The following is a 13,469-nucleotide window of genomic DNA, read 5'->3' on the forward strand; positions in this document are numbered from 1 at the left end:
ATCCCACTTCACACAAAAAAAGCCGCAAAGCATCTCATGATGCTGCGGCCTTTTTTGAACACTACCCCGTCTTATGTCTCATACCAGCCTCCTTACGGAGTCCATTGGTTGTGGATGATTCCCACCAGTGAGTGGTCAGATCCTACTTTTTTGAGAACTAAACGCAGCGTGCGCCAATCCCTGTCATCCGTGCCATCGCTAGCAATGTGATAATCTACGAAATCATAGCTCTCGGCGGGATAAATCTCACGCAGATTGCCAATGTTCGCTTCTTCACCCAGCGGCTTGTTGACTGATACTTCACCTTCTGTAAAGAAGTCAGCATCATAAATATATTGCTTGTAATAGTCTGCAAAAGTCAGCTCAATCACCTGATCCGACCCTACCAGCGTACGCCATACCAGCTTGGTGGCATCCTCCGGCAATGCAGCCAATTCCTCTCCAGTGAACATCAGATCGTTCTGCTTGTCGATGGAAGCATACGGCGAGAAGCGTACGCCTTCCTCCACATCCACCCATGCTGACAGCTGCTGCATATCGTTGCCCTTAATCGCTCGCATAATCGTGGTCGCGGCCTCCGTCACCGTAGGTGGTGTGCCTTCTTCAGGTGCTGCCGTTTCTGCTGCCGCAGTCGCGGTCGGTGCAGCCGTTTCCTGAGGTGCCGCCGTCTGCTGCGGCGTCTGTGTTGGTGACGGTTCAGGGGTGGCCTCCGGCTCCCCGCTGCAAGCGGCAAGCAGCAGCATCGCTGCTATGGAAATGGTCAATCCCAATCTTTTTATAAGATACATAGTACCCCTCCTCTTTAATTGAAATTCACCCTATCCGACGCTTATGAATCGGAAAGGTTACGTTCTATCGTTAGCACTAAGTAGAGTTTGCACATTCCCCTCCTATTTTCACTCCAAAAATGAAAATAATTTTAAAAAAAGGGTTTTTTCCTATAAATATCTTTATTTTCCTGCCGATATATTGGATATCTATTACATTAGGTAAAATTACCTAACCAGGAGGGTTTTATTTGAAAAAGCTGTTCAAGATGGGCTGTTTAGGATTTATTGCTTTAATTGCTTTAGTCATAATAATTAATATTGTCTCCACTGATGACGACGATACAACAAACAAGGCTCCAACACAAGATTCTTCAGCATCTAACAGTAATACAAAATCCGAAGACAAGAAAACAGAAGAAAAAAAGTTAGCGGCTATTGGTGAGGAATTAAAAGTAGGGGATGTCGTCTTTAAGGTAAACAAGATCTCGACTACAAAAAAAATAAAAGATGGAGAATATCTTTCCTACTCGCCAAGTTCGGAGGGAAGTGTGTTTCTTGTGGTAAATGCGACTGTAAAAAATGCCGGCAATGAGATGATAACTACAGACTCCTCTTTCTTTGGACTCAGTAAAGGCGATGTTAAGTACACTCCTACAACATTAATTACAACCTCAGGCGACTACTTTTTGTATGAGGGAATTAACCCCGGATTAGCTCAAACCGGAAACGTAGTTTTTGAAATACCTGAAGATATGAAAGACTTTATCCTGAATGTACAGACAGGGTATTGGGGTACGGAGCAAGGTCAGATTGAGTTGAAATAATTAAAACCACCTGGTGCAGCATTCTAGCATTATAGAACGTGAACTTAAGAATGTTACTAACGGAGCTGCCAGGAAGCCCTATGCATTAGGTTTTCTGGCAACCCGACTACTCCATTCTTAAGTTCATCTTATATAGGTGGTTTTTTTGATGAACACGATGAATCCAACCTAACTCTTCTTCACAAACTCCGACTTTAACTTCATCGCTCCGAAGCCGTCAATCTTGCAGTCTATATCATGATCCCCATCCACCAGGCGGATGTTTTTGACCTTGGTGCCTATTTTGAGGACAGAGGAGCTTCCTTTGACCTTCAGGTCTTTGATTACTGTTACGGAATCCCCGTCGGTTAACACGTTGCCGTTGGCATCCTTGATTACCCGTTGGCCGGTTTCGGCTTCATCATCGGTGGCCAGGGTCCATTCATGGGCACATTCCGGACAGATTAGCAGGCTCCCGTCTTCATACGTATATTCAGAATTACATTTCGGGCAGTTTGGCAGTTCATTCATTTCATTGATTCCCCATTCATATGTGTTGCCTATATTCTCCCATACTCCTCCGCTGTTGACAAACCCTGTCCTAACTTCCATTTCGAAAAGCCAGCGACACGGCAATCAGCACCACCATCAGAGTAACGATGAAATGAACCCGTTTATGCAGGGCCAGCACCGCCAGATATTCACGGATAAAAGCGTTGGGCAGATAATAAAACGCAGTCCGCGCCCCCAGCCCATTAGCCCGGATTCCCGCCTTGCGCGCGTAGATCCCTGCCCGGAACAGATGAAAGTTGCTGGTCACAAAAATACCTTTGGCCGGGCGCTGCGCTGCATCCATTATTTTTTTGGAGTAGGCCATGTTCTCCAGGGTATTGGCAGACTCGGCTTCCACCAGAATCTGCGCGTCAGGAATCCCCCGCTCCAGCAGATATTGCTTCATCGCCACCGCTTCCGCCCGCTGTTCATCGCTGCCCTGACCACCAGATACCACAATCCTGGGCGGCGTATGCACCTTGTTCTGTTTATAATAGAAGCTGATCGCCCGCTCCAGGCGTCCGGCCAGTAAGGGCGGAACGCGTCCGCCAATCAGCCCGCTGCCTAGCACAAGAATGAAATCCTGGTCCAGCTTCGGTTGATAGCAGTTATACAGGATGGAGGAGACCAGATAGCAGACCAGCAGGAAGCTGAAATATCCGACCAGCAGCCATAGCAGAGTCACTACAGGCTGTATACTGGCTTCGGATGCCGAAACCAAGGTAAGCAGCAGGAATGCGATCAATCCGACACCAATGCCCAGTGTCAGCAGATTGGGCAGCTTTCTCCCTTCTTTTGACAACAGAATACGACCGTTCTCAATACACGCCGTTCCCAGCGCAAACAGCAGAATAGGGGTGAACACAAGCATGACCACGGATAGGAATCCGTCGACAGCCTCCAGCAGGCCATCCACGCTGACGAGAATATCCACGAACACGGTGATGCCCAGCAGCAATAGACCCAAGGTCAGGAAAATGCCGTTGCGAAGCCTTCGCCTCTCTGCCGCAAAACTGATTCCGAACAGAACCAGCAAGCTTGCCGACACTGCATATAAATAAACCATAACGCTGCCCCCCGAGAATTCGTCTTGTGGCATCTGACTCTGGATATTATTCCCTACTAGTCATTAAACAACTGCCGGGGAGGCCAATCTGCTATACCTGCAAATGATAACAACAACAGCGGATTTTTTGGGTATATGGTATTAAACACAAACAGAGAGGACTATGGATATGAAGCAGGCCATGATCATCATCAATCCCTCCTCCGGCAAAGAGGATGCGCCACAGCATGTCAGAAATGTCGAAGAGATTCTTCGCCAGCAAGGTTACGAGGTTAAGGTCAACGAGACGGCAAAAGAGCTGGATGCCACCCGCTTCTGCACCAGCGCCTGTGAGGAATGCTACGATCTGGTTGTCTGCATCGGTGGAGACGGCACGCTTCACGAGACTATAAACGGCTTCGCCGACCAGATTCACCGGCCTAAGCTGGGCATCATCCCGCTTGGAACAGTCAACGATTATGCCCGTGCCCTGCAGATTCCGCTTGTTCCCGATCAGGCCATTCAGACGCTGGCTTCTTCCCGGCTGGTAACGGTGGATATGGGCCGGCTGAACGACCAGCTGTTCGTCAATGTCGTGGCCGCTGGTTCGCTGGCCGAGGCGCTTTCTTCCGTGTCGTCAGAGGACAAATCCAGGCTGGGCGCCTTGGCCTATCTGAAGGAAGGCCTCAAGGAGCTTACGGGCACCGCCACCCATCCGCTAGTGATCGACCATGACGGCGAGGTGTGGGAAGGCGAATCTCCGCTTTTTGTCGCAGCCTTGACGAACTCGGTTGGCGGATTCGAGAAGCTGGCACCCGAAGCTGCTGTTGACGACGGCCTGCTGCACTGCTTCATTATCAAGGACCTTACAATTCTCAACACACTGACCGTCAGCCTCTCTCTGCTGCTAGGCAACCTGAAGAATCATAAGGATGTTATTTACTTCACAGCCACAGAAGTCAGCGTAAGCTCGACGGAACCCGTCCGCACCAACGTTGACGGCGAAGAAGGCCCGCCGCTGCCCATCCAGCTGGGCATTATTCCACGCCATATTCAGGTGATTGTACCGGAAGAACCCATTTAATCGTTTCACATCTATGATCCAACCGTAACTTTGGGCTCGACAATTTCTAGCTTTTGATTTCGGATTTGAAAAACCTGATCACATAGCAGATCAATGTCTTCCTGATTATGGCTTGTTAGGATGATGGTCTTTCCGTCTTGCTTAAAGGTCAGGAGCAGCTCACGAATATTTTTTACACTATCAATATCTAGTGCATTGAAGGGTTCATCCAGTATCAACACTTCTTGATTTTCCATAATCGCTTGGGCAAGTGCAATTTTCTGCTTCATTCCTAGCGAATAGCTTTTCATCTTTTGGCGAGTAGTAGGATCTAATCCGACAAGACGCATCGTACTCTGAATCTCCTGATCACTAATCTTGTGCTGGATTTCTGCCCATCTCTGCAAATTTTCAAGGCCTGTCTGACCCGCTAAATAACCTGGACGATCAATAATAATCCCAAAGTTACTTGGGAAATCAGCGTGCTTACTGCGATATTTGGGATGAATATGTACTTCTCCCTGATCCGGCTTGATAAATCCACAGATAAGCTTGAATAAAACGGATTTACCCGAGCCATTCGGACCTGTAATTCCGTATATTTTCCCTTGTTCAAAGGTTGCGTTTGCCTGATTCAGCAATTGGTTCCCTTTGAAAGATTTACTAACATTCACAACCTCGATCAGCTTCATCTCATCGTCCCCCTATTAATAAAATGCTATATTCTTCTTCCTAAACAAATACATAATTATGCCGAATTCGATTAGTAGGTATACGACAAGTGCTCCTGTAATCCGCAGTAAATCCTCCCACTGTCCGCTAATGTATCCCATGCTATTGAGCCCTGCCGGCAGCAAGCCCCCGACATTGAACATCGGTAACACTGCGAGTACTAGCACGCCTTGCGCTATAAGACTATAGGACGCATCCTTGAACAACCAGGCCGTGATAAATACAATCATGATCCCACTCATGATTTGCAACCAGCCATTGATCAGGAACTGATACAATACTTGATTAAAATTCACATTAGGCTGTACCGTAATTTTGGGCTCAAGGGTTTGCCCGGTGATTAGGCCGACGACCACTGTCAGGACAATTAATGCTACAAGCAATGTAACAGCCCCCAGTCCAATTCTGCTCCCTAGACGGGAGAATAAGCTGAGCAGTGATCGATAGCGGATCGCAACATAATAGAAACGGCCGGATAAATATTCTGTAATATACACCTGAAACAGATACACAAAGCCCATAAATACAACAACATAGAACAGAAAGGACAATAAAGAAAACGCACCTTCTGGCGAAACACCGTAGAAACGAAGATAAAGCGCATCCCACACTGTAACTGATTTCTCCCATGGATTAAGATATGGACTGGCGATGCCCAGCAGACATAACAATGCATAACCTACATACGGATAGCGAGCTTTCGTCCACATTTTTATCACCGCCATTTTTTTAGAAGAGGTATTACATAGATACTAATAATTAAGATTCCTATTAAGATTGCAAATGCCGGATAAACAGCATGATACGTTCCATAACTCGAGTGAAATGTCATATAGTTGAAAGCGATCAGTTTCGGAAAGTCTGGAATATATCTAAAAGATAGCAGAGAATATAAAAAGATGGCGAAACTAATGATCCCTAAATACAACAGATTGGAAAAGTAAAGATATAGAGTCGCAATAAAAGCATGTACAGATAACAGGAAAATATAAAGTAAGGACAGTTGAAAAATAATCACTAGGTAAGGTGACAAATTAGATTGCCTAGAAAATGAACTCATTTCATTAAATGTAGAGAGCTCGGCTGAACTAAATGAACTCCAATTCGATTCATAAGGTAACCCCAAAGTTAGCAGAAGTGAGGTAATCAACAATAACGTTGTACTGACCACAACGACCGGACTAAATATTTTTACCGAATATACAACCCATTGCCACCAGCTGTGCACACGCACCAAGTAGGTTATATTAAATGTTTCCCTAATGGTTAGACAGGATAGGAGAAGCATGAAAGGGAGAATCAGGTAAAGACACAAAAAGGGGTCACCGGTAATGCCAATTAAGATATCCCACTGATTTATTCCCGATTGTATAAATATAGATGAATCGATGATATTGTGACGCTGACTGAAGCCAACAATAAACATAAGAATAAAAAATAATGACCACTTCCAGGTTAGCAATTCACCAAGATGCTTTTTACAAAATTTCATGTGAAGTTACCTACTTTAGAAGTATTTCGCTTTACATACATCATTAGGCAGACGAGAACAACAGCAAGAACCAGAAATGGAACAAACGCAGTCCATATCGGACTTTGTATATAGTCGAAAGGGAAGAGCACATAGCTAGGCCGATAAGCATATGAACCCATTGAAGAGATCGTGAGGCCGGCAATAATGTAACCGATATAAGGTAGACTTAGAGCTAGGAAACGATTCCTTATAAGCAATACTAGAAAAAAGCTTATTGCTGAATATAGGGATGCATTTATTGCAATCCAAAGCGAGTATAGAATGCTGTATGTAAACGTGCCATATCGAAGGAGTTGTGTAAACGTATATCGTGTGTAGGTATCTGCTGCTATATTATCTTTGGTTAGTCCAAACCCGGCTGGGTCATAATTAGCAATTCCCAAATGAGGTTCAATATAATAAGCAAAAAGGAATGAAATAAAAGTAAGACTAAAAAAGAATAAACACGTCAGTATAATATTGGCGGTTAGTTTGATATACACGGTTCCCATTATAGACCTACGCATTCGGGTATAGACCAGAAAACGATTGTTAACTTCTTCCGAAAATGAAGCTACGTATACCAAAACGGCTATAATCGGAAAAGTAATGGGTAACGCTCCATTTAAAATAAATGTGAAATACTCTAATGAATCCCTAAAATCCCAAGCCCGGCTTCTGTACACGGCAAAAGAAATGAGAGCTATAGTCGTTAACATCCAAAGAAATAGAAAGATGGGTGTTAACTTACTTCTAACTTCCCTAATTACTTCTCTGAGCATTTTTCCACCCCTTCTATATTAAACTAATTCTACCCTCACTCAAGCCCGTACAAGTAATCTTCAATACCTTTTTTAGGACATGATATACATGGAAATAAACAGTGCTATTAACATAACATAAGAGGAAAATAAAAAATAGTATTTTATTGTTTAATTTTTCCAATTATAATTATGGATTTAACTAAATAATTTTACATATAAATTTTGGTTAAAAATTTTTGACATTTTATATTAAATGAGAGTCTAATTAAGTGAAGCCTCATCCAGGATATGGATGACGGCAAGAAACTACAAGTTATGGAGGAATCCTAATGTTATCAGGAACAGCAATGAAACGGCTGGCATCCCTCGTCTGCGCTGCCTTGCTGCTGCCACTTGGCAGCGGATCGGCAGCTTATGCCGAGCAGCCTGCAGTAAGTACCGGCACGATCTACCACAGCGAACCAGAAAGCAATGTTGTCAAGCCAGCTTGGAGCACAGCCATCGCCAAGCCGAGCAACGCACCAGTCATGGACCCGGTGACCGCTGTGGCCGAGAACGGCAAGGTGTTCATGCTGCAGCCAAACGGGAAGCTTGCCGCACTGCGGGCCACGGACGGCAAGAAGCTGTGGGAATATGGCAGCAAGCTGGCACAGCAGTTCATGTATCACAAGGACGCGGTCTATGGCATGACCGCAAGCGGTTCACTGTACAAGATCAAGGAGAACGGCAGCCCGGCCTGGACAGCAGCCCTTGAATATCCAACTGCGGACAGTATGGTTGTCTCCGGCTCTACCGTATACGTTACCCAAGCGCAGAAAATGGCGGCAGTGGATGCAGCCAGCGGCAAGATTAAATGGCGGATTGCCGAAGATCCCGGCAATTATTACAACGGCTCGCCTGCGCTTGAGGCGGAGGGTACACTTGTCCGCAACTACAGCGTAAGCGGAGCCATTACGGTGCCGCTCATTGCGGTATACGACACAGCAACCGGACGTAAGCTGTGGGAGAGCTCGCGCCAGCTTCCGCCGCTTGCAATCAAAGACGGCATCCTGTATTCGGAGAAAGAGACCTTTATGTTGGATGACGATCCCGTCAATCGCAAGGTCGAAATCGTCGCCTTCAACCTGAAGAGCGGAGCCATCAAGGGGGAACGTCTCTACAGCTGGAAGGATACCGCCAATACCGATGGTGTCTTCCATGGCGGTGGTGCGTATTCGACCGCGTTTCTTAGCGGGAATGACCTTTATATTTTCCAGGGACAGCGTATCGTGAGATATGACTTCAATAATTATGTGGCGGGTGCAGCCCCGCTGCAGAAGTGGAATCAGGAAGCTTATGATCAGCGGACGCCGCTGAAGTTGCTTCATCAAGGCAGACTCTATTTCACCGATGACCACACCCATGGTCTGATTGTGATGAAGACCGCCACCGGACAATATGTAAGCTTCGATCAGGGAGGCAATCCCACGGCCCAAGCCGCAGTGTTCAGCACAGGAGTATATGTAGGCCAGACCGACGGACTGCTTCATGCCTATGATCTCCTGACCACGAAGCAGGTGTTCACAGTCAAGACCGGATCTCGTGAGTTCTCCCCCTTGCTGAAGACGGGCGGCATGCTCCTGATCCAGACGGGCGGCAAGCTGATGGGAGTGAGGTTACCCTCAGCTTTGAAATAAACAGCTCTGGGCGTAGTAAACAGCCCTGGATTATCTGCTGTTTTTTTGTATGAATAATTAAAGGGTCCTTGCAGAGGTTAGTTATCCGCAAGGACCCTTTTTGCCATACACCCTTAGATCACCAGCTGCTCCTTCCTGCTCTTCTCAACAGCCTCTTCCCGGCTGCCTACCTGCAGCTTCAGATAGCTGGACGAAATGTAGTTCCTCACTGTGCCCTCGGACAGATGCAGCTTCTGGGCGATTCTCTTGTTGCGCAGACCTTCCGTCAATGCACATCCAGCTCCCGGTCTGTCAGGTCATACGGATTAGGCAGGGCTTCAGGATTCTGCTCACGGAACAGACGCCGGGCCACATCCTGGGAGATCATCGTTCCGCTTCCAGATCTCAGGCGACGCCCTGATTGCCCAGACCAGCAATGGCAAGATTCCCATTGGAGAGGTTGGCGGGACCGTCACACGGAATAAGTAAGCCGTGCAAGCGGTCCGGCCGGAAGCGTACCTATGTCGTTCGGGCTGCTGCGCCACTTCTGCGCCAGCTCACGAATCTGGTGAGGCGTCGTGCGGCAGCAGCCCCCAATGATCGGGGGCTGCTGCCGTTGCTGTGAACCCGGAATTCTTCTGACCCGTCTGACAACCGCCTATGCCTTCTTCAGCACTGGAACCCACAGCTCATTGCGATTCTCCTCCGGCGGGAGATAACATTCAATCGCAGGCAGATAGGCCAGCTCATAGGCAGAAGCAGGAATCCACTCTGTGTACAGCCGTTTCCAGATCTCCTGAAGCGCATCGGGCGGGCCCGGTGCTTCAAATACAGCCCAGGTGGCCGCAGGAAAGTCCAGTGTTGTCAGATCCTCCGGCGCAGCTTCATCGGAAACCACAGCCAGGATATAATCGAAGGTTTCATTGGCTCCAAATTCCCCATTGGCACATATGCCAAGAATGCCCCTGATGACATGTTCAGGATCATGAAGCTCCCATAACCTCCCGAAGACGTCCTTTTCCCTTGCAGCGTCCCATATCGCAGGTATTTCACTGAATGCCTGTTCAGTATGGACAGTTTCCTTCATGCCCACGATCTTAAACCCGCCAACCTGTTCGATTCTGTAGTTCATTTCAGCCGCCCCTTTGATTGAGATTTGAAAGGACATTCTTGGATAAGCCTTGAGTGGGGTCCCGGCATTTCGTGCAGCGGTCGGAGTAGACCCATGCAGCTGCTGGAAGGCGCGTGTGAACGCCTCGGGGGAGTCATAGCCGTATTTCAGGGCGAGATCAATCACCTTGATTCTGCTCTGCTGAAGCTCAAACGCCGCCAGGGTAAGCCGCCGTCGCCGGATATATTCCGACAAGGACACCTCCGTAATGAAAGAGAACATTCGCTGGAAATGATACACCGAGCAGCACGCAATCCGCGCCGCCTCTGCATAAACAATCTCCCCGTCCATATGCTCCTCCAGATAGCTGACTGCCCGGTTCATTCTTGTCACCCAATCCATCCTTACACTTCCTTTCCGTTCTCATGATACAGCAGCTCCCTGACGGGCACCTTGCATTTCATGCACCATACAGCACGGTTCAACTGTCCCAATAAATGTAATACTCGCCTAAACGCGCAGTCAGCCCGCTCAGCAGCGGATACGAAGGCAGCGATTCTACGGAGACCTGCCCCTGATCTATTAGCGGCAAGGACAAATACAGCTTGGATAAGGTAGCATGATAGGCGTCCACCGGAGCTTTGTCACGATCGCGCGTGATTTTTAATGGATAAGAACCATAATATAAACGCTGCGCTTCTTCTTGCGTATGTGGAGAACTTAATAGTAGAGCCTCCAGGCTGTTATCTGTCATGGCGGTTATGGACTCTAGAGAAACTGCCTGCTGTTCGATAAGCACGGAAACCAGCTCCAGCAGCACAGCATTCGTTCCTATATTGACGGCAGAAGCATGAAATTCAGCTTCAGAGATAATCAGCCGCAGCAAAAGGTCTGCCGTTTCGGCATCTGTGGAGAGATTCGGACCTGCCAGGCTGATCCGCGGCACAAGCGCATGCGCAGACTGCAGTAGTCCTGTAGTTCGGCCACTCCGCACCCAGGAATCCAGATGATCCAGGTGCAGACGGTTCTCCTTGTTGCGCAAGGGGCTGGGGATGCGGCCTTCAATGAGATTAAGAATCTGGCCTTGATCTATCGCATAAGCTGCCAGAATCCCACTAATCTCCTCGCCATACAGCAGCTCCCTTGTTCTCTGGTGATGGTTCAGTCCTTCAATCTGCTCCAGTGTATGGCTGAAGGGTAGATGTCCGATATCATGCAGCAAGGCCGCCGCACGGAGCTCCGGCTGATCCGGACAATAATAAGCCCCCAGTGCAAATACACCCAAGCTGTGCTGCAGCCGGGTATCGACGTGCTGAGTATTAATGTAGCTGCCGCCATTGTGATGGATGAAATGCAGCCTGCGCACAACGGAGGTCTGCAGCAGACGCTGCTCCATCTCTGTCAGCCTTATACGCAGCCCCCATAGCGGCTCCCATAATTCGCCCGTTCCGCTCAGTTGGGCTATGTATGCTTGGTTCATCATGTTCATTGTGCCTCCTTTTTCTTTCTTAGCAAAATATAACACATCGATCCCTCCCAAACCCTCCCTTCCAAGGGAGGGCCCCAAAGGGTTGCACCCTCTGGACACCTGCAAGTTTGGTGAATGAGTCTGGCGGTACGGTGATTAGGGAGGCTGGGAGGGGGAGCGCTTATCCCTGCGGGACCGCTTGAACGCCGCAATGTACGGCACGCGATCCCTGACGGGATGCGCGCCGGAGGCTAAGGTCAAAGGCAGGCTGTTCCTGCGGAATGCGCAAGACCTTAACAGCAAAGGCGGGCTGTTCCTGCGGAATACGCAAAAAACCGCTGTCTGCAAACTGCAGACAGCGGTTTTTATCATCCTATCGGGGTCCCAACAGTCCTAGCGACGCCCCGCCTTCTCCAGCTTCAACGCGCTTTTGCGGGCCAGCTTGCGGTAGCGCTTCTGTTAAGCCTCTGCATAAACTCCGTTACTACTCTTTACCCAAACTATGCGCCTTTGCGTATTGTTGCTTTGCAATAAATGAATCGTTTAACATGTCGTTGTTTGATACTATTACTTAATTTTTATAGATTTAATGATGGGTGCGGGGTCACCCTCTTCCATAACGATGAAATAACATACGCGTTCACTGATATTGTAGCCGAGAAATTTCCAGGTTCCTTTTCCAAGTCCTGCCTGAGCCATGGCAACAGTTGAACCATTGTTCTCATACAAATTCCACAACCCTGTACTTAAGTCCTGAACACATACATATTTGCCTGCAATTTGTGTTTTCCAACCGGAAGTTTGACCAAAAGATTGCTTGAATACGGAAGAATAATTTGATATTTCTGCTCCAGACGCCAAGCTGTGTACAGAATAGAAAGCCTGTGGTTTTGTTGGGTCAGGATGAGGGGCATTCGCAGGCTGGACATCTTGATAGATATAGGAGTTCCATAATTCCAATTTGTCATTTCCGCTAACCTTAAAGCCGGTATCAATTGGAAGTCGGTCGATAACGGTTATTTTTTTAGTAAATAAATTAAGAACTCGCACTTCATAGTCGGATGCCATAATTCCGTCACTAACGTATTTGGTCACGAGATAAGGGTATTTACTATAATCCCAATCCGCCAGGCTGACATATTCATAGATACCTTTATCCACTGGTGCATTGTAGGTGAGCAAAGGTTGTGTTTTCGTTGTTGAATAGAGGTTGAATCGATTACCTTGACGTACCATGAGACGTTCGTTCACCTTTCCGGAAGGCGGTGACCATCTGGCTTCTACGTCTTTGGGAAAATTCATGCGATACTGAAATTCATTGGTTTGAATGCCCTGGACACTGAAGACGCCTTTTTGAATCTTGCCTGCATCTGTCTGGGTTATGATAATGATTTTGTTTGGATTTGATAATATTTGGACATCTAGAATTTTTTGATTAACACTAACCAGCTTAACCAGAGTGTTTGTCTGGACGTCGACTAGTTCCAGCTTATTTTTTGTTTTAATTAGGACTTGTGTAGCACTAATTGGATATACGGTGTTTTGATCATTGAGTATATCCTTTGTGAAGCTGACTGGAGCAGCGAAAGAGGATTGTGGAAGGCAAAGTATTCCTAAAATAAGGACTAAATTTACTATGAATTTAGTAGTTACTGTTTTCAATGATAAGCTCCCCCTCAAAAGTAAGTCTTTTAATTGTAAGCGCGTCTAATTATATACTCCAGTGTAACGACAAAGCTACTATTCTTGAGAGAATAGTAGCTTCAGCTTGTCGAGAAACCCAGGTCAATTTATACACCTGGGTTTCTTTACATGTTCAGGCAGCTGTAAAATCGAAAAAAGAGGAGGGGTTACTCTCGCTTTTCCAGGCGATCCAAGTGGATCGCCATCTTCTTCATATTCTGCACGGCTGCCGTCATCAAAGCATGTTCCCTGACGTTTGAGAGTCCGCGCAAAACGGCAATAGCGAAACCCATGAAGCTCTTTATGCTTC

At 47.3% G+C, this 13,469-nt stretch carries 13 protein-coding genes and 1 pseudogene; 3 read left to right on the plus strand and 11 right to left on the minus strand.

Annotated features, from left to right (window positions below; translation table 11 throughout):
- Positions 1-92 precede the first annotated feature (92 nt).
- Positions 93-788 (minus strand): hypothetical protein, encoded by a 696-nt coding sequence (locus B9T62_RS30530; protein WP_087918703.1) that lies wholly within the window; start codon positions 786-788, stop codon positions 93-95.
- Between the two features lie 230 nt (positions 789-1,018).
- On the opposite strand from B9T62_RS30530, the gene B9T62_RS30535 reads away from it, so the two are divergent.
- Positions 1,019-1,594 carry a DUF4352 domain-containing protein gene (locus B9T62_RS30535; protein WP_087918704.1) on the plus strand — a complete coding sequence of 192 codons (576 nt, stop codon included), beginning with the start codon at positions 1,019-1,021 and terminating at the stop codon, positions 1,592-1,594.
- 168 nt (positions 1,595-1,762) lie between these two features.
- On the opposite strand, the gene B9T62_RS30540 is transcribed toward B9T62_RS30535, so the two are convergent.
- On the minus strand, positions 1,763-2,104 hold the full coding sequence (locus B9T62_RS30540; RefSeq protein WP_087920489.1) for a zinc ribbon domain-containing protein YjdM: 342 nt from the start codon (positions 2,102-2,104) through the stop codon (positions 1,763-1,765).
- Between the two features lie 70 nt (positions 2,105-2,174).
- Positions 2,175-3,191 (minus strand): YdcF family protein, encoded by a 1,017-nt coding sequence (locus tag B9T62_RS30545; protein WP_157794070.1) that lies wholly within the window; start codon positions 3,189-3,191, stop codon positions 2,175-2,177.
- A 169-nt stretch (positions 3,192-3,360) separates the two neighbouring features.
- Between B9T62_RS30545 and B9T62_RS30550 the strand changes: the two genes are divergently transcribed.
- A complete protein-coding gene (locus tag B9T62_RS30550; RefSeq protein ID WP_087918706.1) occupies positions 3,361-4,254 on the plus strand; it encodes a diacylglycerol/lipid kinase family protein in 894 nt (297 codons plus the stop codon).
- A gap of 11 nt (positions 4,255-4,265) precedes the next feature.
- Here B9T62_RS30550 and B9T62_RS30555 read toward each other — a convergent pair whose 3' ends face one another.
- Together B9T62_RS30555 and B9T62_RS30560 are read right to left on the minus strand one after the other, a co-directional pair.
- Positions 4,266-4,925, minus strand: coding sequence for an ABC transporter ATP-binding protein (locus B9T62_RS30555; RefSeq protein WP_087918707.1), 660 nt, complete (start codon positions 4,923-4,925; stop codon positions 4,266-4,268).
- Positions 4,926-4,940: 15 nt separating this feature from the next.
- Positions 4,941-5,675 carry a hypothetical protein gene (locus B9T62_RS30560; protein ID WP_087918708.1) on the minus strand — a complete coding sequence of 245 codons (735 nt, stop codon included), beginning with the start codon at positions 5,673-5,675 and terminating at the stop codon, positions 4,941-4,943.
- Positions 5,676-7,571: 1,896 nt separating this feature from the next.
- Between B9T62_RS30560 and B9T62_RS30575 the strand changes: the two genes are divergently transcribed.
- Positions 7,572-8,918, plus strand: coding sequence for an outer membrane protein assembly factor BamB (locus B9T62_RS30575; RefSeq protein WP_087918711.1), 1,347 nt, complete (start codon positions 7,572-7,574; stop codon positions 8,916-8,918).
- 113 nt (positions 8,919-9,031) lie between these two features.
- On the opposite strand, the gene B9T62_RS41905 is transcribed toward B9T62_RS30575, so the two are convergent.
- The 6 genes and pseudogenes from B9T62_RS41905 to B9T62_RS40990 all read right to left on the minus strand — a co-directional run.
- Positions 9,032-9,187, minus strand: coding sequence for a response regulator transcription factor (locus tag B9T62_RS41905; protein ID WP_425436612.1), 156 nt, complete (start codon positions 9,185-9,187; stop codon positions 9,032-9,034).
- Positions 9,188-9,369: 182 nt separating this feature from the next.
- Positions 9,370-9,531: a homocysteine S-methyltransferase family protein gene (locus B9T62_RS41910; protein ID WP_157794206.1), complete on the minus strand. Its 162-nt coding sequence runs from the start codon at positions 9,529-9,531 to the stop codon at positions 9,370-9,372.
- A 24-nt stretch (positions 9,532-9,555) separates the two neighbouring features.
- Positions 9,556-10,410 (minus strand): AraC family transcriptional regulator, encoded by an 855-nt coding sequence (locus B9T62_RS30585; RefSeq protein ID WP_087918712.1) that lies wholly within the window; start codon positions 10,408-10,410, stop codon positions 9,556-9,558.
- Positions 10,411-10,489: 79 nt separating this feature from the next.
- Positions 10,490-11,491, minus strand: a complete 1,002-nt coding sequence (locus B9T62_RS30590) for an HD domain-containing protein (protein WP_157794071.1) — start codon at positions 11,489-11,491, stop codon at positions 10,490-10,492.
- A gap of 552 nt (positions 11,492-12,043) precedes the next feature.
- Positions 12,044-13,138 (minus strand): hypothetical protein, encoded by a 1,095-nt coding sequence (locus B9T62_RS30600; protein WP_087918715.1) that lies wholly within the window; start codon positions 13,136-13,138, stop codon positions 12,044-12,046.
- A 188-nt stretch (positions 13,139-13,326) separates the two neighbouring features.
- Positions 13,327-13,462: pseudogene (locus B9T62_RS40990) on the minus strand (transposase); the annotation flags it as partial.
- Positions 13,463-13,469: the final 7 nt, after the last annotated feature.

Origin of the sequence: Paenibacillus donghaensis (assembly GCF_002192415.1) — a bacterium.
GTDB classification, from domain to species: Bacteria; Bacillota; Bacilli; order Paenibacillales; family Paenibacillaceae; genus Paenibacillus_AQ; species Paenibacillus_AQ donghaensis.